Annotated in this window: 23 protein-coding genes; 11 read left to right on the forward strand and 12 right to left on the reverse strand. The window is 62.1% G+C overall.

All coding sequences use genetic code 11. The annotated features are described in order from the left end of the window. Positions 1-71 precede the first annotated feature (71 nt). Positions 72-755 (forward strand): response regulator transcription factor, encoded by a 684-nt coding sequence (locus tag GQX66_RS26270; protein WP_007952956.1) that lies wholly within the window; start codon positions 72-74, stop codon positions 753-755. Then, positions 733-2,127 (forward strand): HAMP domain-containing sensor histidine kinase, encoded by a 1,395-nt coding sequence (locus GQX66_RS26275; protein ID WP_129974125.1) that lies wholly within the window; start codon positions 733-735, stop codon positions 2,125-2,127. The genes GQX66_RS26270 and GQX66_RS26275 overlap by 23 nt, the downstream gene beginning before the upstream one ends. Positions 2,128-2,251: 124 nt before the next feature. On the opposite strand, the gene GQX66_RS26280 is transcribed toward GQX66_RS26275, so the two are convergent. From GQX66_RS26280 to GQX66_RS26290, 3 genes are read right to left on the reverse strand one after another with little or no spacing between them, the layout of a single operon-like run. Next, complete coding sequence (locus tag GQX66_RS26280; RefSeq protein WP_129974124.1) at positions 2,252-2,662, reverse strand: SRPBCC family protein; 411 nt, start codon at positions 2,660-2,662, stop codon at positions 2,252-2,254. A gap of 25 nt (positions 2,663-2,687) precedes the next feature. Then, positions 2,688-3,485, reverse strand: coding sequence for an SDR family oxidoreductase (locus GQX66_RS26285; RefSeq protein ID WP_007952959.1), 798 nt, complete (start codon positions 3,483-3,485; stop codon positions 2,688-2,690). After that, positions 3,482-4,504 (reverse strand): aldo/keto reductase, encoded by a 1,023-nt coding sequence (locus GQX66_RS26290; protein ID WP_129974123.1) that lies wholly within the window; start codon positions 4,502-4,504, stop codon positions 3,482-3,484. Before GQX66_RS26290 ends, GQX66_RS26285 begins: the two co-directional genes overlap by 4 nt. A gap of 112 nt (positions 4,505-4,616) precedes the next feature. Here GQX66_RS26290 and GQX66_RS26295 point away from each other — a divergent pair, with 112 nt between their 5' ends. Then, the gene (locus GQX66_RS26295) at positions 4,617-5,513 is read left to right on the forward strand and encodes a LysR substrate-binding domain-containing protein (RefSeq protein ID WP_240872005.1); all 897 of its coding nucleotides are present in this window, start codon (positions 4,617-4,619) and stop codon (positions 5,511-5,513) included. A gap of 173 nt (positions 5,514-5,686) precedes the next feature. Further along, entirely contained in the window at positions 5,687-6,058 is a 372-nt protein-coding gene (locus tag GQX66_RS26300) for an endonuclease domain-containing protein (protein ID WP_129974121.1), read from the forward strand. A 418-nt stretch (positions 6,059-6,476) separates the two neighbouring features. On the opposite strand, the gene GQX66_RS26305 is transcribed toward GQX66_RS26300, so the two are convergent. Then, on the reverse strand, positions 6,477-7,394 hold the full coding sequence (locus tag GQX66_RS26305; RefSeq protein ID WP_240872006.1) for a pyridoxal-phosphate dependent enzyme: 918 nt from the start codon (positions 7,392-7,394) through the stop codon (positions 6,477-6,479). Positions 7,395-7,526: 132 nt separating this feature from the next. On the opposite strand from GQX66_RS26305, the gene GQX66_RS26310 reads away from it, so the two are divergent. Further along, entirely contained in the window at positions 7,527-8,186 is a 660-nt protein-coding gene (locus GQX66_RS26310; protein ID WP_085654273.1) for an isoprenylcysteine carboxylmethyltransferase family protein, read from the forward strand. Here the strand turns inward: GQX66_RS26310 and GQX66_RS26315 are convergent. Next, positions 8,180-8,848, reverse strand: coding sequence for an HAD family hydrolase (locus GQX66_RS26315; RefSeq protein ID WP_134023966.1), 669 nt, complete (start codon positions 8,846-8,848; stop codon positions 8,180-8,182). The genes GQX66_RS26310 and GQX66_RS26315 overlap by 7 nt on opposite strands. Positions 8,849-8,911: 63 nt before the next feature. Continuing rightward, positions 8,912-9,325, reverse strand: coding sequence for a response regulator (locus tag GQX66_RS26320; protein WP_085746029.1), 414 nt, complete (start codon positions 9,323-9,325; stop codon positions 8,912-8,914). Between the two features lie 188 nt (positions 9,326-9,513). Here GQX66_RS26320 and GQX66_RS26325 point away from each other — a divergent pair, with 188 nt between their 5' ends. After that, positions 9,514-10,455: a class I SAM-dependent methyltransferase gene (locus GQX66_RS26325; RefSeq protein WP_129974118.1), complete on the forward strand. Its 942-nt coding sequence runs from the start codon at positions 9,514-9,516 to the stop codon at positions 10,453-10,455. Positions 10,456-10,460: 5 nt separating this feature from the next. Here GQX66_RS26325 and GQX66_RS26330 read toward each other — a convergent pair whose 3' ends face one another. Continuing rightward, entirely contained in the window at positions 10,461-11,234 is a 774-nt protein-coding gene (locus tag GQX66_RS26330; protein WP_240872007.1) for a helix-turn-helix transcriptional regulator, read from the reverse strand. 112 nt (positions 11,235-11,346) lie between these two features. Between GQX66_RS26330 and GQX66_RS26335 the strand changes: the two genes are divergently transcribed. Both GQX66_RS26335 and GQX66_RS26340 read left to right on the forward strand, forming a co-directional pair. Then, on the forward strand, positions 11,347-12,450 hold the full coding sequence (locus GQX66_RS26335; protein WP_134023964.1) for a polyamine ABC transporter substrate-binding protein: 1,104 nt from the start codon (positions 11,347-11,349) through the stop codon (positions 12,448-12,450). Positions 12,451-12,488: 38 nt separating this feature from the next. Further along, a complete protein-coding gene (locus GQX66_RS26340) occupies positions 12,489-13,607 on the forward strand; it encodes a P1 family peptidase (protein WP_129974115.1) in 1,119 nt (372 codons plus the stop codon). 3 nt (positions 13,608-13,610) lie between these two features. Here GQX66_RS26340 and GQX66_RS26345 read toward each other — a convergent pair whose 3' ends face one another. Beyond that, the gene (locus GQX66_RS26345; protein WP_102687805.1) at positions 13,611-14,195 is read right to left on the reverse strand and encodes an NAD(P)H-dependent oxidoreductase; all 585 of its coding nucleotides are present in this window, start codon (positions 14,193-14,195) and stop codon (positions 13,611-13,613) included. A 114-nt stretch (positions 14,196-14,309) separates the two neighbouring features. Between GQX66_RS26345 and GQX66_RS26350 the strand changes: the two genes are divergently transcribed. Then, positions 14,310-14,942: a TetR/AcrR family transcriptional regulator gene (locus tag GQX66_RS26350; protein ID WP_085746023.1), complete on the forward strand. Its 633-nt coding sequence runs from the start codon at positions 14,310-14,312 to the stop codon at positions 14,940-14,942. A 193-nt stretch (positions 14,943-15,135) separates the two neighbouring features. Here the strand turns inward: GQX66_RS26350 and GQX66_RS26355 are convergent, their stop codons facing one another. Beyond that, the gene (locus GQX66_RS26355; RefSeq protein ID WP_134023960.1) at positions 15,136-15,762 is read right to left on the reverse strand and encodes a TetR/AcrR family transcriptional regulator; all 627 of its coding nucleotides are present in this window, start codon (positions 15,760-15,762) and stop codon (positions 15,136-15,138) included. A gap of 156 nt (positions 15,763-15,918) precedes the next feature. Between GQX66_RS26355 and GQX66_RS26360 the strand changes: the two genes are divergently transcribed. Next, the gene (locus tag GQX66_RS26360; protein WP_134023958.1) at positions 15,919-16,359 is read left to right on the forward strand and encodes a hotdog fold domain-containing protein; all 441 of its coding nucleotides are present in this window, start codon (positions 15,919-15,921) and stop codon (positions 16,357-16,359) included. Between the two features lie 71 nt (positions 16,360-16,430). Here GQX66_RS26360 and GQX66_RS26365 read toward each other — a convergent pair whose 3' ends face one another. Beyond that, positions 16,431-17,117, reverse strand: a complete 687-nt coding sequence (locus GQX66_RS26365; RefSeq protein ID WP_240872008.1) for a GNAT family N-acetyltransferase — start codon at positions 17,115-17,117, stop codon at positions 16,431-16,433. 183 nt (positions 17,118-17,300) lie between these two features. Here GQX66_RS26365 and GQX66_RS26370 point away from each other — a divergent pair, with 183 nt between their 5' ends. Continuing rightward, a complete protein-coding gene (locus tag GQX66_RS26370) occupies positions 17,301-17,528 on the forward strand; it encodes a YXWGXW repeat-containing protein (protein WP_085746019.1) in 228 nt (75 codons plus the stop codon). A gap of 6 nt (positions 17,529-17,534) precedes the next feature. Here GQX66_RS26370 and GQX66_RS26375 read toward each other — a convergent pair whose 3' ends face one another. Beyond that, positions 17,535-18,092: a YceI family protein gene (locus GQX66_RS26375; RefSeq protein WP_240872009.1), complete on the reverse strand. Its 558-nt coding sequence runs from the start codon at positions 18,090-18,092 to the stop codon at positions 17,535-17,537. 91 nt (positions 18,093-18,183) lie between these two features. Next, positions 18,184-19,539, reverse strand: coding sequence for an MATE family efflux transporter (locus tag GQX66_RS26380; RefSeq protein WP_240872010.1), 1,356 nt, complete (start codon positions 19,537-19,539; stop codon positions 18,184-18,186). Positions 19,540-19,660 lie beyond the last annotated feature (121 nt).

The raw sequence follows: 19,660 nt of genomic DNA on the forward strand, positions 1-19,660 counted from the left end.
TAATTTAAAGCGCCGGCGCAAAATCTTGGCAAAATGCTGCCATTGCGTTTGAACAGACCAGCAGGCCCACCATGACTCGCATCCTCACCATCGAAGACGACGCCGTGACCGCCCGGGAAATTGTCGCCGAACTGAGCAGCCACGGCCTCGACGTGGACTGGGTCGACAACGGCCGTGAAGGCCTGGACCGCGCCGTCAGCGGCAACTACGACCTGATCACCCTCGACCGCATGCTGCCGGAGCTTGATGGCCTGGCCATCGTCACCACCCTGCGCACCATGGGCGTGGCCACGCCGATCCTGATGATCAGCGCCCTCTCCGATGTCGACGAGCGCGTTCGCGGCTTGCGCGCCGGCGGCGATGACTACCTGACCAAACCGTTCGCCACCGATGAAATGGCCGCCCGGGTCGAAGTGTTGCTGCGTCGCCAGAACAGCAACGGCGCCCAGCCGACCACGTTGCAGGTGGCGGACCTGCAACTCGACCTGATCAGCCACGAAGCCCGACGCGCCGAGCAGGTGCTGACATTGTTGCCGACCGAGTACAAATTGCTGGAATTCCTGATGCGCAACAGCGGCCAGATCCTGTCGCGGATGATGATTTTCGAGGAAGTCTGGGGCTATCACTTCGACCCCGGCACTAACCTGATCGACGTGCACATCGGCCGCCTGCGCAAGAAGATCGACCCGCCGGGCAATGTCCCGCTGATCCGCACGGTGCGAGGCTCGGGTTATGTCATTGCCGAACCCGTCTGACGGTTGGCGCTCCTCCAGCAGCCGCTTGCTGGCGCTGTACAGTTCGCTGTTCGTGGCCTGGAGCGCGATCCTCATGGGTGTCATGTACTTCGAGGTGTCCGGTTATCTCGACAATCTGGCCAAACATTCGCTGATGCAACGTCAGCATCTGTTTTCGCACTTTCGCGGCGATCAGCTGGAAGACGCGCTCGCCGCCAGCATGACGTTCGACATTCGTGGCATCGACGCCTACGGTCTGTTCGACGCTCAGCACCGTTACCTGGGTGGCGCGTTGCAGAGGATCCCCGAGGGCCTGCCGCTGGACGGCAAGATCCACATGCTCAGCGAATGCGCCGACTCCGACGACCCGACCCTGCCCGCCGACAGCTGCGACGCGGTAGCCACCCCGACCCGCGACGGTCGCTGGCTGGTGCTGCTGCGTGACAACGGCTCGCTGTTCGCGGTGACGAAGATCATTCTGCATGCGCTGCTCTGGGGCGTGTCGCTGACGATTGTGCCGGGGATCATCGGCTGGCATCTGCTGCGTCGTCGGCCGCTGCGGCGGATCCGGGCGATCCAGGCCAGCGCCCAGTCGATTGTCGCCGGCGATCTGACCCACCGTTTGCCACTGTCCAATCGCCGAGATGAGCTGGACATGCTCGCCGCCATCGTCAATGCCATGCTCGATCGCATCGAGCGCTTGATGAACGAAGTCAAAGGCGTGTGCGACAACATCGCCCATGACCTGCGCACCCCGCTGACCCGCTTGCGCGCGCAGTTGTATCGCATGCAGCAGCAGGCCGGCGAAGGCTCGCCGGAAGCGGTGCAACTGGATCTGGTGCTGGCCGAGGCCGATACGCTGATGGCGCGGTTTCGCGGGTTGCTGAGGATTTCCGAGCTTGAGGATCGTCAGCGGCGCTCGGGGTTTGTCGAGCTTGATCCGGTGTTGTTGCTGCAGGAACTGCACGAGTTCTATCTGCCGCTGGCCGAAGACGACGAGCTGCGTTTCGAGCTGAACATGCCTGAAACGCTGCCGATGTTGAACGGCGATCGGGCGTTGCTGTTTGAAGCGCTGGCGAACCTGTTGAGCAACTCGATCAAGTTCACCCCGGCCGGTGGCACGGTGGTGTTGCGCGGGGTCAATGATGCGGGGCATACGCGGATCGAAGTGCATGACTCCGGGCCCGGCATTCCCGAGTCGGAACGGGAGGCGGTGTTCCAGCGGTTCTACCGCGCCGAGGGCGGGCAATTGCAGAACGGCTTTGGTCTGGGACTGTCGATCGTCGCGGCGATCGTCAACCTGCATGGGTTCAGCCTTGAGGTGGGACGCAGCGATCTGGGCGGGGCGAAGCTGGTGCTGGATTGTCGGCAGAGTCTGATTTCACAGTCTTGAACTTCATGTATTCCCCATGTGGGAACCAGCCTGCTGGCGATGACGGCGTGTCAGTCAATGAATAGTTGAATGATCGACCGTTATCGCTAGCAGGCTAGCTCCCACAAGGGGTTCTTGCAGAAACTCAGGCGGGGTAGTTGGCGCGCAGCGCTTCGAGCCCGCCCTGATAGATCCCTCTAAACAGCGCCACCACTTCCTCATCAGTCACGCCCTTGGCCGTGAAGCGTCCCGACCACGTCACCTTCGCGCCCTGCCCTTGGGGCTCAACACGAATCGTCGCCAGATAATCGGTGGCCGGAAACGGTGCCTGCAGAATCGAATAGCTGTAGGTTTTGCCCGCGTTATCGAACGTTTCCAGACGCTCGACCACCACGCCACCGTCAGCGGTTTGCAGGGTGCGCACACGCCCGCCTTCGCTCAGTTCGCTGTTGGGAATGAACGGCAGCCAGTCCGGCAAGGTGTTGAAGCCGCCAATCAATTGCCAGACCTGATCGGCCGAAGCCGGGATGTCGATCGTTGCTGATGCTGTTGCCATAAATAAAAAGTCTCTCTCGATAAGTTCAGATAGTCAGGCTGTCGACCACGCCGCCATCGACCCGCAAAGCGGCGCCGGTGGTGGCCGAAGACAGCGGTGAAGCGATGTAGGTAACCAGGTGCGCGACCTCTTCGACATCCGCCACGCGCTGGATGATCGAGCTCGGACGGGCCCGGCGCACAAAGGCGTCAGCCTCGTCCCGCAGGCTGCGCCCAGATTCGGCGGCGGCATCCTTGAGCATTTCTTCGACACCGTCGGTGAAGGTCGGCCCCGGGAGGATCGCGTTGACCGTAACCCCGGTGCCCGCCAGGCGTTTGGCAAGGCCATGGGACACCGCGAGGTTGGCGCTTTTGGTCACGCCGTAGTTGATCATGTCGGCCGGGGTGGCCACGCCGGATTCCGAAGACAGGAAGATCACCCGCCCCCAGCCCTGCTCGACCATCGCCGGCACGTAATGCCGCGACAGGCGCACGCCGGAGATCACGTTGATTTCATAGAAGCGCGTCCACTCATCGTCCGGCGCGTCGAAGAAATCCACGGCGTTGTAGATGCCGAGGTTGTTCACCAGGATGTCGGCTTTCGGTTCGGCGGCGAACAGTTTCTGCGCGCCTTCGGCCGTGCCCAGATCCGCCGTCAGACCCCGCAGTTGCGCGCCCGGCACCTTGTCTCGAATGCTTGCCAGCGCCTGCTCGACCTTGGCCGCGTCGCGACCGATCACCACCACCGTGGCGCCCGCCTCGGCCAGCGACTGGCTGATGCCCAAACCGATGCCCGCCGTGCTGCCGCTGACAATCGCCAGTTTTCCGCTCAGATCGATCTTCATGCTTTCACCTCGTCGATGGGTAATGGTGCACGTTCGGACACCAGTTTCGCTTCACGCATGGCCTGCCAGAAACCGGCCGGAATGACCGCCGACAGCGCCGCCACATCTTCAGCGATGCGCCCCGGTTTGCTCGCGCCGGGAATCACTGCCGCCACGGCCGGATTGGCCAGCGAGAATTGTAGTGCAGCCGCTTTGACATCGACGCCGTAGGCGGCAGCGATGCGTTTGATCTGCTCGACTCTGGCAACGATTTCAGGACTGGCTTTCTGGTATTCGAAGTGCGCGCCACCGGCCAGAATCCCCGAGCTGTATGGGCCGCCGACCACGATTTCAACGTTCTGCGCCCGGGCCGAATCCATCAAGCGCTGCAGAGCGCGGTCGTGGTCGAGCAAGGTGTAGCGGCCGGCCAACAGGAAGCCGTCAGGCTGCGCCTCGGTCAGGTCCAGCGTCAACTCGCACGGTTCAACCTTGTTCACGCCCAGGCCCCAGCCCTTGATCACGCCTTCTTCACGCAGGCGGGTCAGGACTTTGAAGGCGCCGGTGCGTGCCTGATTGAAATACTCGAGCCATTGGTCGCCGTAGAAATCCTGAGCGATATCGTGGACCCAGACGATGTCGAGGCGATCGGTTTTCAGACGCTTGAGGCTGTCTTCGATCGAACGCAAGGTGGCGTCGGCGCTGTAGTCGTTGACGATCTTGTTCGGGCGACCGTGCTCGAACACCCCGCTTTTCTCGCCCAGATCCCGGGCGGCGGCGTCTTCGACTTCATCGAGAATCACCCGGCCGACCTTGGTGCTGAGCACATATTCGTCGCGTTTGTAGCGGGACAGTGCTTCGCCGAGGCGGATTTCCGACAGGCCCGAGCCGTAGAACGGCGCGGTGTCGAAGTAACGCACGCCGGCATCCCACGCCGCGTGCACGGTGGCCTGGGCTTCTTCCTCAGGAATGGCGCGGAACATGTTGCCCAGCGGCGCGGTGCCGAAGCCGAGTTGGCCGGGAAGTTTGTCTTTCAAGCTCATGATGCTGTCCTCGTAGTTCGTGGTCGGTGTTGACCGTTGAGCAGATCCTAGATTGCGCCACTCAGACCGTCCAAGACATAATCCGCAGCACTTGAGTCCCTGAAGGTCTGACATGATCGACATCCGCCAATTGCGCTACTTCGTCGCCGTCGCCGAGGAAGAACACGTCGGCCGCGCCGCCGAGCGCCTGCACATTTCCCAGTCGCCCCTGAGCCGACAGATCGCCCAGCTGGAAGAGCGCTTGGGCCTGACCCTGTTCGAACGCAGCCAGCAGCGCATCCGCCTGACCCGCGACGGCCAGACCTTTCTCGCCGAAACCCGCGCCCTGCTGACCCACGCCAACCGCCTGGAATCTCTCGGCAAACGCCTGGGCCGTGGCGAAGAAGGCGGCCTGTGCATCGGCTACATCGAGAACGCGATGCACGCCGGGGTCTTGCCCAACGCCTTGCGCGTGCTGCGGGTCGACCGGCCCAACGTGCATGTCGCGCTGTACAACCTGAGTTCCGCCGAACAACTGGAAGGCCTGCGTCAGCGTAGCCTCGATATCGCGCTGGTCAGTGAACCGCCGACGATCGACGACCCGGACCTGCTGGGCTTTCAGGTACTGGACGACCCGATGCTGCTGGCGCTGCCCGAACATCACCCGTTCGCGACGCAGGCTTCGCTGACCCCGGACCATCTGGCCGATCAGGAATGGATCGGCGTGCAGCCACGCCAAGGCGCTGACGATGAGTTCGTCAGCGCCTGCATCCGCGCAGGTTTCACCCCGGATGTACGGATGCAGGCCACCGAGCCGTTTACCGCGTTGGGGCTGGTCGCTTCGGGGCTGGGGATCGCGATGATCCAGAAAGGCCTGAGCCATAACGCACCGCCGGGCGTGGTGCTGCGGGAAGTGCCGTGGCTGGCGTTCACCACGCCGTTGTGGGCGGCTTGGCACCGAGTCAATTTACGGCCGTTGGTGGAGACGTTTCGTAAAGTGTTGACCGGGTCCGATATTTCCGCCGCCTGAATAGCCCTCCCGAAACGTCGGACCGCCCGTAGGGAGAGGGGACCTATCGAGGGATATTGACGCGATAAATCGACCTGAAAATCTGGTGTGAATCTATAACCAGGTTGATCCGGCACTGAGGGTTGGCTTGGTCTACAGTGACTTTTTCATCCCACTTCACAAGGACGTGAAGCATGCAAAATCGCCCTACTTTCGAACAACGCCAGTTTGCCCGCCACTTGCGCACCTCCCAGACGGACTGCGAACAACTGCTCTGGCAGAAGCTGCGGGCGCGGCAGGTGGCGGGGCTGAAATTTCGCCGGCAGGCGCCGGTTCCGCCGTTTGTGCTGGATTTCTATTGTGTGGAATTGAAGCTGGCGGTGGAGCTGGATGGGGGGCAGCATTTTGAGGAGGCGGGAGAAATTCATGACCGGCGGCGTACGGTTTATCTTCAGCGGCTGGGGATTGAGGTGGTGCGGTTCAGCAATCTGGAGGTGATTCGGCAGATGGGGGATGTGCTGGAGCAGATTGTGCGGGTTGCGGAGGTTTTGAGAGCGCGATCCTGATCCGAAAAGCGCCCTCACCCCAGCCCTCTCCCGGAGGGAGAGGGAGCCGATCGGGGGATATTGTCGGAATACATCGACCTGAAAAATCTGCGGTGAATCCATAATCGACTCGGTTTTTCAGGTCGATGCTTGGAATCCATAATGGACTCGGTTTTTCAGGTCGATGTACCTCTTAAGACACCTCGGTCGGCTCCCTCTCCCCCGGGGAGAGGGCTGGGGTGAGGGCCAACGGTCGACGCAGAATGCACGACAGTCCCGGAACCCATAATCGAATCTGTGTCTCAGGCCAATGCTTGGAATCCATAATCGACTCGGTGCATCAGGTCGATGTACCTCTCAAGACACCTCGGTCGGCCCCCTCTCCCTCCGGGAGAGGGCTGGGGTGAGGGCCAGCGGTCGACACGGAATCCATGAGCATTCAAGATCCCAACCGCGCCCACCCCGCCACCAGTTGCGTACTGATACTCACCCCGCCGCAAACAATGACCACCACATCATTCGCCCCCGCCAACGCCGGATGGTCGAGGTACGCCACCGCCAGCGAAACCCCGCACGCAGGCTCCACCAACTGCCGCAGATCACCGGCATATCGCACCACCCCCATGATCGCGTCGTCATCCGACAGCACCAGACATTCATGATCGAACTCGCCGATATGCTCTACCGGCCAAGCCGCCACCTGAGCAGCTCCGAGGGAGGTGGCGACGGTGTCGATGCGGCTCAGGCGCACCGGATGACCAGCCTTGACGGCCGCAGCGAACGAGGCAGCGCCTGTAGTTTCGCAGGTGATGATGCGGCAGTCTCGGCGATCATGCCGTAGCAGCCCGGTGAGAATTCCCGCCAGCAAACCACCGCCGCCAACCGACGTAACCACGGTATCGACCTGCGGGCAGGCGTCGAGTATTTCGTCGACCATCGTGCTGTGCCCTTCCCACAGTACCGGGTGATCGAAGGCCGGCACGTATTCGGTGTCTGCCGCGCTGGCCAGTTCCCGCGCTCGCTGGTTGGCCTCGTCCCAGACTTTGCCGTGGACGATAACCTCCGCGCCGGTGCGGCGAATACGCGCGCGGGTCGCTTCGGGCGTTGTGTGCGGCACCACGATGCAGGCTTGCAGGCCCAGGCTGACGGCGGCCACCGCCGTGGCCAGTCCGGCATTGCCGCCGGACGGACACACGACCTTGGGCTTGCCCTGCGCCGCTGCCTGACTGCACAACAAGCCCATGCCACGCAGCTTGAACGAGCCGCACGGTTGCAGGTTTTCCAGCTTCAGCCAGATGCGCCGGGAAGCGGTCGACAGGGTCGGATGGAGGATCAGCGGCGTGCGGATGTGCAGCATGGCGGACTCCCGAAGCGGCGGCTCGGATGATCGGAACGTCTCTGCCTGAAGTTTAGTCCACGCCCCTGCCACCAGCTAAACGCCGGGGATCGTGCCGGGATCTACACTGAACGGAACAGCCGTGAGGTGCTTATGAAAATGTCTGCGCAAATGACCGTGGTCGCAGTGCTCGCCACCCTCGCCTATCTGGGCCTGGCGATGTGGGGCATCGGTGGCGTGGCGGTGTTCTTTTCTCACGGCGCTCTGGTCGTGGTGGCACTGGCCACGCTGGCCATGGTGGTGGCTTCGCTCTTTACGGAAGTGAACCTGAGTACCGGCGAACGCGAGGACCGGGCCAATCGCTGGGTGATTCCGGCGTTTGCCGTGATCGGACTGGTCAGTGCCTTTCTGCCGGCTTACTGCGACCGCATCGGTTTCTGGACCATCGGCCGCGAAGGTACCCGTTGGCTGGGCGCGTTGCTGTTTATCGTTGGGGGTGGATTGCGCTTGTGGCCGGTGTTTGTGCTCGGCCATCGGTTCAGCGGGCTGGTGGCGATTCAGCCGGGGCACCGGTTGGTCACCGAAGGCATCTACCGGCATCTGCGCAACCCCAGTTATCTGGGGCTGGTGATCAATGCGATCGGTTGGGCGCTGGCGTTTCGCTCGGTGGTCGGCCTGTTGCTCGCGGCGCTGACGCTGATCCCGCTGATCGCCCGCATCCACTCCGAAGAGGCCCTGCTGCGCACGCAGTTCGGTGCCGAATACGACGCCTATTGCGCCCGCAGCTGGCGCTTGGTGCCCGGAGTTTATTGACGTTGCAGGCGCAACTGGCCGTCGCTGTCGATGCTCAGCGCAATGTCGCGGTAACTGGCGATGGTCGCGTGTACGGTTTCCAGAGGATGCTGGTGAGTCGTGGTGATGATCATCAACGGCGCACCGGCGGCTTCAGCGGCCTGAATGCCGACAGTGGCGTCTTCGAAAATCAGGCAGTCCGCCGGTTCCAGGCCCAAGCGTTTGGCGGCCAGTCGATAACCGGCCGGATCCGGTTTGCCGGCGGTCACGTCTTCAGCGGTGATCATCACCGCAGGCTCCGGAATACCCGCCGCCGCCATCCGCCGCAATGCCAGATCCCGTGGCGCCGAGGTCACCATGGCCCAGCGATCCGCCGGCAACGATTTGAGAAACGCTGCCGCGCCGGGGATCTCGACGATGCCTTCGACGTCTTCGATTTCCGCCTCGGTGATGAACGCCGCTTGCGCTTCGGCGTCCACGCCCGGCAGGTTCAAACGCGTGATGGTGTCGATGGCGCGCACGCCGTGGATGGTCGGCAGGAACGTTTCGACGTTCACCCCGTGGCGCACGGCCCAGGCGGACCAGATCCGCTCGGCGGCGGCGATGGAGTTGAGGACGGTGCCGTCCATGTCGAACAGGAACGCGCCGAACGCGCGGTTGAAAACAGCATCGTGAGAAGACAAAAGATCACTTCCTCGCAAGGGGCCGGGCAACGATGCCCGGCAATGTAGCACTTGCGGGACGCTTCAGTGCAGACGCGGCGCCTTGGATTTGAACGCACCGTCAACACAGTCGAGCAACTGGCCGATGGCCCACGGCTTCTTGATGAACGCCACCGGATGCTTCACGCCCGAGGTTTCCGGCGTTTCATAACCGGACATGACCATCACCGGTTTGTCCGGCCAGCGCTCGCCGACCAGATTGGCCAGGTCCGCCCCGTTGAGGGTGCCGGGCATGGTGATGTCGGTGAGCAGCAGCGCGACTTCCGGCGCGTGCTCTTCCAGGTATTGCGAAGCCGCATCGGCACTGGTCTGCGGTTCGACCTTGAAACCTTCCTCCTGAAGAATTTCGCACAGAAACTCCAGAATCAACGGATCGTCCTCGACTACCAGAATCAATCCGCCAGGAAGGTGCGCGCTCGACGTCGAAATTGGACACATGAACTGGCACTCCCTGAATTGCATGAACGATTTAGCGGCTTGAATCCGCTGCTTATCAGGTATGAGCAGCACCTTCTACAGAAATTCATTTTTGATACAGGTCTTTTCGATAACACTGGGTCAACGGGCAGTCGCCGCCGCGTAATTGCGGTTAAAATGCGCGCCCTTTTGCTGGCCGATCCTGATTGATGAACCCTCAAGCCCTCGCCGTTCTCCACGCCCACCTGCTCACCGCGCTGACGTCGGCACCCGCCGAAACCCGGCGCCTGTTCCATGGGCGCGGGCGTTGCTGGCTGGGGCTGGAGCAAGTCACCGTGGACTGGCTGCAAGGCGTCGTGCTGGTGTCGCTGTTCAAGGAGCCCGAGGCTTCGCAGCTGGACGACCTCAAGCGCCTGCTGCTGGAAATCACCGGTTCGGAGCCATGGCAGCAGTCCGGCGCCCACACTTTGTTGATCCAGCACCGTTACCTGCCGCAGAGCACCGCCGAATGGGTATTGGGTGAAGAGATCGACGAAATGACCATCGTCGAGGGCGGGCTGAAATATCGGGTGGATCTGGGCCGCAAGCAGAACACCGGGCTGTTCCTCGACATGCGCTACGGCCGCAACTGGGTGCGCGAACAGGCGGCGGGCAAACGGGTACTGAACCTGTTCGCCTACACCTGCGGCTTTTCGGTGGCGGCCATCGAGGGCGGCGCCAGCCATGTGGTCAACCTCGACATGTCCCGCGCCGCGCTGAGCCGGGGCCGCGACAATCACCGGCTGAACGGGCATGACCTGAGCAAGGTGAGTTTCCTCGGCCACGACCTGTTCAAGTCCTGGGGCAAGGTGATCAACAGCGGCCCTTATGATCTGGTGATCATCGACCCGCCGTCGTTTCAGAAAGGCAGTTTTCTGCTGACCAAGGATTACCAGCGCGTGCTGCGTCGTCTGCCGGAATTGCTGACTGCCCAAGGCAGCGTGCTGGCGTGCATGAACGACCCTTCGTTCGGCTCCGACTTCCTGATCGACGGCGTGACCCAGGAAGCGCCGAGCCTGCGCTTCGAGCAGCGGCTGGAAAATCCGCCGGAGTTTCCGGATATCGACCCGGAAAGCGGTCTGAAGGCGCTGCTGTTCAAGCAGATCGGCTGACCCGCTCAGCGCGGCCGCAACACCAGCGCAAACAACTCGCCATGCCCGGTGACGTTGAGCTTGTGATAGAGATTGCGCCGGTGCACCTTCACGGTCTCCGGCGAAATGTTCATGTGCTGGGCGATGGCCTTGCTGGAAAAGCCCTGGAGAATCAGACGCGCCGTATCGATCTCGCGCGCGGTCAGACGGGCGTCGAAGCGGTCGAGCAGCGCCGCAATATCGCCGACCGGCGCCTCGACCGTCGCACCTTGCGGCGGCATCAACTGCACATGCCGACGCATCGCTGACAGCACCCAATCCCGCACGCAGAGCAGGCGCCCCTGCTCCTGCAAACTGAACGCCGTCGAACGGCCCATCGACAATCCGAGCACGCCGTCGTCGAGGTTGACCAGAAATTGCAGCTCATCTGCGCCGACCACCGAGCGGAAGTAACTCTGGTAGTACTCGCTGTGCAGAAACTGGTCCGGCGCAACCGACGCGAGGCTGTGCAAACCATCGGCGATCCCGGCGCAGGCGGCCTGATAGAACGGATCGAGCAGGTACATGCCGGCACAGTAACCGGCCAGTTCTTCCTGCTCGTCGGCGCGACCCTGGCTGTCGAAGTCGATCAGCAATTGCGGCGGGCGCCCCGTCTGCATCACCGCCACCAGCGCATTGTCCAACGGCACCAGCAACCGCAGCGTATCGACCAGCGCCCGCCAGAAACCGTCCTGACCGACCGTGGCGAACACCCGCGCCAGGCTCTGGTGCACCGGCAATTCCTGCAGCAACGCGTCCACGCTCTACCCCTTTTGAGTAACCCATGATGGGAATGGGTGCGGCGCGGCCCGCCCGATAGGCTGACCACTCCTGTTCATCACCGGCCTGCCAACAGGCCAGGAGTGCCGCATCATGCGTGGTCATCGTGGGTATATCAACCTGGGTCTGATGGGCATTTTGTCCGCGGCGCTGAGTGCGCAGGCAGCCGATGCGCCGAGCGTGCATGTCTATAACTGGTACGACTACATCGGCCCGAACACCCTGCATGATTTCAAGCGTGACAGCGGTATCGAACCGGTCTACGACACCTTCGACAGCGCCGAAGTCCTGGAAGGCAAACTGATGACCAGCCGCAGCGGCTACGACGTGGTGGTGGCGAGCAATTTCAGCCTGCCGACCCTGATCAAGGCCGGCGCCCTCGCCCCGCTGCCCCGCGACCAACTGCCCGGCTGGAAGAACCTCGACAACGACCTGCTGAACAAACTGGCCAATAACGACCCCGGCAACCAGTACGCCGTACCTTATCTGTGGGGCACCAACGGCATCGGCTACAACGTCGACAAGGTGCGCGCCGTGCTGGGCGACAAGGCCCCGGTGGATTCGTGGGACCTGGTGTTCAAGGAAGAGAACCTGGCCAAGCTCGGCGAATGCGGTGTGGCGATGCTCGATTCGCCGTCGGAAATGCTCCCGGTCGCGCTGCATTATCTCGGCCTGCCGCCGAACAGCACCAACGCCGAGGACTATCAGAAAGCCGAAGCGCTGCTGCTGAAACTGCGCCCGCACATTGCCTACTTCAACTCCTCGAAATTCATCAGTGATCTGTCCAACGGCAACATCTGCGTGGCGGTCGGCTGGTCCGGCGCGATGCTCGAAGCCAGGACCACCGCCGAGCAGGCCGGCAACGGCGTGAAGATTCAGTACAGCCTGCCGAAGGAAGGTGCGCCGGTGTGGTTCGACACACTGGTCTTGCTCAAGGACGCACCGCATCCGGCTCAGGGTCTCGCGTTCATCGACTACCTGCTGCGGCCCGATGTGATTGCGCCGGTCAGCGATCACCTGTCCTACCCCAACGGCAATCGCGCCGCCACGGCGCTGGTTGCCCAGGCCACCCGCGACAATCCTGCGGTGTACCCGTCAGCCACGGCGATGGCCACGTTGTACACCCTCGAACCCTTGCCCAAAGCCACCGAACGGGTGCGTACGCGGGTGTGGAGCAAGGTCAAGAACGGTCAATAAAAGCCCTCGAATCACTGCCTTCAACAGAGAGAACATCAATGAAACCACGTGCCCGCGATCTCCATATCCGCATCGGTCAAATGCAACCCGGCCCGCTCAACGCCATCACCGACGTACCCGGCGTACGAATCGGCCATAGCAACGTACGCGGCCGCACTGCCAGCGGTCGTGACATTTGCAGCGGCGTCACCCTGATCGAACCACGCGCCGGTTCGACCAACGCACAACCGTGTTTCGCCGGCGTCCACGTACTCAACGGCAACGGTGACGCCACAGGACTGGAGTGGATTCGCGAAGCCGGCCTGCTGACCAGTCCGATCGCCTTCACCAACACTCACAGCCTCGGCGTGGTGCGCGATGCCTTGATCGAACTGGATCGCGCGCAGCAACCGGACGACGGTCGGCTCTACTGGAACATGCCGGTGGTGCTGGAAACCTTCGATGGCTTGCTCAACGACATCAACGGCTTTCATGTGAAGCCCAAGCATGTGGCCGAAGCGATGAGCAATGCCGTTGACGGCCCGGTGCAGGAAGGCGCGGTGGGCGGTGGCAGCGGCATGATCTGTCATGAATTCAAGGGCGGGATCGGCACCGCATCACGCCGCTTGAGCAAGGCTCAGGGTGGCTGGACAGTGGGTGCCATCGTCCAGGCCAACCACGGGATTCGCAGCGAATTGCGGGTCGATGGCTACCCGGTCGGGCGATATATGGAACAGGTGGATTCGCCGTTCCTGCGCGCTTCGTTGCCACATCCGGGCATGGGCTCGATCGTAGTGGCCCTCGCCACCGATGCACCGCTGTTACCGCATCAATGCACGCGACTGGCGCAACGGGCGAGCCTCGGTCTGGCGCGTACTGGCGGTGGCAATGAGGATCATAGCGGCGACATCTTCATCGCCTTCGCCACCGGCAACGGTCATATCCCGCCCGCCGCTTACGAAGGCAAAGGCGCGTCGACTTGCGACGGCTTGCAGATGGTGAACAACGATCACATCAGCGAGTTGTTCCTGGCGGCGACCGAGGCGGTTGAAGAGGCGATCATCAACGCCCTGCTGGCCAGCGACAGCACCGAAGGCAACGGGCATTCGGTGCCGGGGCTGGATGCCGGGACCCTGCTCGCAGCTCTCGAAAAAGCCGGCTGGCCGGGCGCTCGCTGACATTCAGCGGAACAACCCAAGTCCGAGTTCGCGCGCCGCCTGCAACTGCATCGCCGGATCGCTCGACTCGGACTCCAGCAACAATGCCGAGCCCGCCACCGTCGCCCCGCAGTAATCGAAAATCCCGTGATCGATCTGCGTCTTCATCGCCGCGCCGTAGCCGTGGCGCTCGTAAGTGCGCACATCCGCTCCGCCGAGTCCGACCAGGTGTACGCGCAATCGTCCAAGTTTTTTCAGCGTCTTGTCGCCGTCGAAATCGTACGCCCAGCCATTGCTGAACACCCGGTCGATCCAGCCCTTGAGCAGCGCCGGCATCGACCACCAGAACACCGGATAAACCAGCACCAGCGCATCGGCTCGGTCGATGCGCGCCTGCTCGTCCAGTACGTCTTGCGGTGGCGCGGATTCGCGGTGATGCACCGCCCAGTCGGCCACGCCAAAGCGCGGATCAAATTCTTCGGCGTGCAGGTCGGCGATTTCGAAGGTGTTGGAGGGATCGCTTTCCGACAGGCCTTTGGCAATCTGCTGCGCCAACGCGTGGGTCAGCGAACGTGGATCATCGTGATCGACAACAATCAATGCGTGCATGGGGAAATCTCCGGTTGGTGATTGCTGACCAAGGGCTTACCCTTGCGAAAAGCTACGATTGGTAATCTACTACTAGTAAGTTATCTTCAGTAAGTTACGTTTGGTATATAAGCGATGTCAACCACTGAAATCCCAGAACCCGCACAACCCCGTCGACGCCTGTCACGGGAAGACCGCCAGCGCCAGTTGCTCGACATGGCTTGGCAACTGATTCGCGAAGAAGGCACCGATGCCCTGACCCTCGGCTATCTGGCGGAAAAGGCCGGCGTGACCAAACCGGTGGTCTACGACCATTTCACCACCCGCGCCGGTCTGCTCGCAGCGCTGTATCAGGATTTCGACCGACGCCAGACGGCGGTGATGGACGCAGCACTGGCCAATGCCGAAGCGACCTTGAGCGGCACTGCGACGGTGATTGCCACGGCGTATGTCGATTGCGTGCTGACCCAGGGCAACGAGATTCCGGGAGTGATTGCCGCCTTGGCGAGCACGCCGGATTTGGAGAGGATCAAGCGCGAATACGAGGCGATCTTTCTGGAGAAGTGCCGCAGCGTGCTCTCGCCTTTCGCTGACGGCGCAGAGATCGGTCAGGCAGGATTACGTGCCATGCTCGGCGCCGCCGAAGCCTTGTCACAAGCGGCGGCCACCAGCGAAATCAGCGCCGAACAGGCCCGTGACGAGCTGTTGGCAACCATCATTGCGATGGTCGAAAGAGCCGCCGCACGCGCTACCCAGGCAGGTGACTGACGGTACTTGAGCGCATCAGCCCACCTTCCTACGATGGAACTACGCAGTCGCTTGGTCCGCCAAGCCGTTGCGTAGGTGCGGGTGCTCTGAACCCCAATCAAGCCCGCACCTGGCTTCATGCGCATCTTGAGCCTCGCGGGCTCTACTTCCTCCCCATCAAAGAGTCTTGAGGCTCTTTTTTTGTCTCTGAAAATCAGCGTTCGGGTTCGCGGCGGATCGAACGCCACGTGGCCTGGGCCAGCAATTCGCGATAAGCCTTCGGACTGCCCTGCACTCGCCCGGACAACCACGCGCGGCAATAGCTGTCGGCCTGCCCGACGATCAGTGACGGCAGCAGTTCGGCGGGGCATTCATTGAGTTCAGCCGCACGCCCCGACTCGGCCAGCCAGTTACGCAGGCCAAGGTTGCGGGTCTTGTTGCGCTCGGCCAGTTCATCCTTGTGCGGCCCCCGGGTCACGGCATAACGCGCGTGATACTGGAACCGCGCCCATTCCGGTTGGTTCTCGACCCAATCCACATAGCTGTAGACCAACGCCTGCACGCCCTCTTCGGTGGTCGTCGCGTCAGCCAGATAGGCGTCGCGCAGGCGCGCCTGATCCTCCAGCGCGGTGAAGAACAGCGCGGCCACCAGCCCTTCCTTGTTGCCGAAATGGTGGTAGATCGCCCCGACACTGGTGTCGCACTCGGCACGGATCATTTCGATGGTAGTGGCCTCGATGCCCTGCTCGTTGAAGAGGCGCAGGGCCTTGCGAAAGATGTCGCGCTTGAGTTCGGCGCGGCGGCCGGGGTAGCTGCGTTCGAGTAGATCTGCGGTGTCCATGAGCCTTGAAAATCCGGGTAAAGGGCACATCCGTGCCGATGATCGAAACACGCACAGGTTGACAGATTTCCCGCGGACAGAATACCGTTCCGTTACAGAACAATATTCTGTAACGGAACATGATTCTGTAAATCCATTTACTGCGAGGCTTCATCCATGAGTCAGTTTCTCAGCATGTTCAACAGCGTCGGTTCCCAGGCGTTCAGCCAAATGGCCTGCCAGGTCGCGCCGTACTTCAGCACCATCAATCCGCTGGTGACCGAGTTGCGGGTAGGTTCGGCGCAGGTGCAAGTGCCGTTTCGCCGCGAGATCACCAACCACCTCGGTACCGTGCACGCAATCGCCCTGTGCAACGCTGCCGAATTGGCGGCCGGGATGATGACCGACGTGTCGATTCCCGCCGGCGCGCGCTGGATTCCAAAAGGCATGACCGTCGAATACCTGGCCAAGGCCAAGACCGACGTGACCGCCGTGGCCAACGGCGAAGGACTGGACTGGCAGACCGAAGGCGACAAGATCGTGCCGGTGGATGTCCACGACGCCGAAGGCAAGAAAGTGTTCACGGCGCGGATCACCATGAACGTGAAACTGTCCTGAAATCACCGGCACAAAAAAGCCCTTGCTGCGCTGATCGCAACAAGGGCTTTCGTCGTTTCAAAGGGAAGGGATCAGTGAACGGTCAGACGCTGACGAACAAATTCTTCGGTGCGGCGAGTGACCTGATCCAGATGCCGGTCGCGCTGTTTCTCGGCATCGAGCATTGCCCGCTTGCCGTGCTTTTGCAGCAAGTAGGTGTGGATCTGCTGCACTTCCAGCGAACGGTAGATCGGCGTCGTGTCGATAAAACCGCGCAGCCCGTTGCTGCGGTAGTGCCGGGTGCTCATCAGCACCTGCGTCTCCAGTTGGCCCAGCACTTCAAAGCCCAGCGCCTCGAAATACGGCACCTTGCCGATGCTGCAGGTCAGCTCGGCATGGGGGTAACGCGCCACCATGTCCGCGATCAGCGAACGGGCTACGCCCTGACGTCGATGCCCCTCGCGCACTGCCAGATAGGCCACGTTGCACGCCTCCCAATCACCCTGCACCGGCAGGTACAACAGGAAGCCGATCACCTGCTCCGGATCATCGTCATCGGTGGCCACCAGCAGTTCCACCTCAGTGCCCTTCTCGCCGTTCAACGCCTCCAGATACAGATGCACCTCGTAGCCGACCGCGTACTGATAGACGTTGTACAACAGGTTGCTCGGGCCGAGGCCGATGGCACTGATGTCGGTCAGGTTGTCGACCACCATCTGCAGGATCTGACTGTTGACGCCTTCGGGGCATGGGGATTTGTAGTGGGTGATGCGGGGCATGGCGGGGGAACTCCGGCGGTAAAACACAAGTTGCCGGGTGGGTTGAGCGACCGGCGAACCGCGACATCATACCCTGTGCAAGCCTGACAAAAATTTCATCTGCCCGAGAACGGATCTTTCGCCGATTTGGCGTCCAATTTTTCAGCTGCGTTCATTTTCCGACGCACGCCTTGAGGAGCTGCCATGAACGTTCTGCGTTGCGCGAAAACAATGAAATGCTTGCTCGCTGCCGCGCTGGTGGCGATCACCCTGTCGGGCTGTGTCGTCGAACCGGTTCGCCCGCATCGGCCACCACCGATCGTCGAAGTGGTTCCGGTCATGCCTGCGCCGGGTTATCACTGGGTCGCCGGGCATTACCGCTGGGCCGGCAACCAATGGCGCTGGATGCCGGGACATTGGCGGGCGTATTGAGGCCCTTCACTGCGCGGGGGCAACGACCTTGAACTTGATGTCGATGTCCTTGGACACCACGGTGTCCGCCCACTCCCCCGCGCCGAGGCCGAACTCGTCGCGCTTGAGTACCAGTTCGCCGTCGAAAATGCCGATGCTGCTGTCGGGTTTGAGTTGCACCGGCACCTGCACCTCACGGGTGATGCCTTTGAGGGTGAGGTGGCCGTCGACCAGATAACGGTTGTCGCCGGCCGGGCTGAAGCGGGTCGATTCGAACACCGCCACCGGGAATTTATTGGTGTCGAACCACGCCGGTTTCACTAACTCGGTGTTGGCGTCTTCACTGCCGGCGTCGATGCTGGTCAGGTCGATGTGCAGCGTGGTGCGGGCGCTGGCCAGGTTGTCGCTGTCGAAATCCAGCATCGCGTCGAACTTGCCGAAGGTGCCGTACATCTGCGAGCCCATCTGGCTGTAAGTGAAACTGATCTGGCTGGCGGTGGTGTTGACCCGGGTGTACTCCACCGCATTCGCAGCAGGGATGAAGGTCAGGAAAGACGCGGCCGCCAACAACAATCGAATCGACATGCAATGCTCCGGCGCCCGATGGGGCTCGAATGACTTAAGCAAACATCCGTCACTTGCGCCAGTTCCGCCAACGCCCAACCGGATCAGTCCGTTACACCAACCGCTCGATCTTCTGGTGCTTCCAGACCCGCGTGTAATACAGCGTCTGCAGCACCAGCATCCCAAGATACGCAATCGGAAACGCCATCCACACGCCCTGCAAACCGAACTGCCCGTCCAGCCAGTAGGCCGCCGGCAACTGCACGCCGAGTACGCAGATGATCGCCACGCCCACCGGCACCAGCACCGTACCGCTGGCGCGCATGATGCCGCCGATGATCGCCTGGAAACCGAAGATCAGCAGGCTCCACAACATGATGTGCAACAGATGCTCGGCCATCACCCGGGTCGAGTCTTCGGTCAGAAACAGCCCGAGCAACCAGTGCGACAACAGGTAGCCCGCCAGGATCAAACCACCCGTGAGGCACACGTTGATCCAAAGCCCGGTGCGCAGGATCGGCCCCATCCGCTCAAGCCGTCCGGCACCGATTGCCTGGGCGCCGAGGATGGACGCGGTGATCGCAATCGACAGCGCCGGAAACTGCACGTAGTTGACGATCTGCGTCACAGCGCCGTAGGCCGCCGTCGCCTGCGAGCCGTGCTGGTTGACCAGCGCCAGAATCACCAGCTCCGACAGCGACAGCACGATCATCTGCACCCCGGTCGGCAGACCGATGCGCAACACCTTGCCGAGAATCGCGCCGTCCAGTCGCAGCGCCGCGAAGAACTCGCGATCCGGCGCCAGCGGATGGCCCTTGCGGATCAGGCTCCATGACAGCCACGCCATCGCCGCCAGCGTACCGGCCAGACCGGCGAACGCCGCGCTTTGAATCCCCAGTTGCGGCAAGCCGAACCAGCCGCGAATGAACGCCGGGGTCAGCGCCAGTCCGACCACGGTCGACAGCAACAGCGCCAGCATCGGCGACAGCGTGTCACTCACCCCGCGCAACAACTGGGTGAACAACACGTACACCAGCACAACCGGCAAGGTCCACATCATCACCCGGGCATAGGCCACCGCATCATCCAGCACATCCGCCGGCGTCCCCAAACCCTGCAAGGCCTCACGCGCAAACACACTGCCCAGCACCGCCGCCACCAGCCCGATCAACACCCCCAGCAACAACGTCGCCCCGGCAATCACCTTGACCATGTGCGACTCACGCGCGCCCCACGCCTGACCGATCAACACCCCTGCCCCGGCGCCCAGACCGATGACCAGCGCGATAAAGAAAAAAATGATCGGAAACATCCCCGACACCGCCGCCAGCGCCTGCGTACCAAGCATCTGGCCGATGTAGATGCTGTTAACCGTGCCCGACATCGATTGCAGGAAGTTCGACAGCACCATCGGGGCCAGGAACAGCAGGTAGGTTTTCCAGAGGGGGGATTGAGCGGGGGTTTGCATTGAGGGTCCGTCTCGGGTGGGAGCTGATGACAGAGTCTAAGGTATGCAATGCGGTTCAGGTCGTACCCGTTTGCATTAAAACTTCGTAATCTGCACCCCGACCAATCTGCAAAGCCTCTCC

It is taken from the genome of Pseudomonas sp. B707, assembly GCF_022496685.1.
In the GTDB taxonomy this organism is placed as follows: Bacteria; Pseudomonadota; Gammaproteobacteria; order Pseudomonadales; family Pseudomonadaceae; genus Aquipseudomonas; species Aquipseudomonas paraglycinae.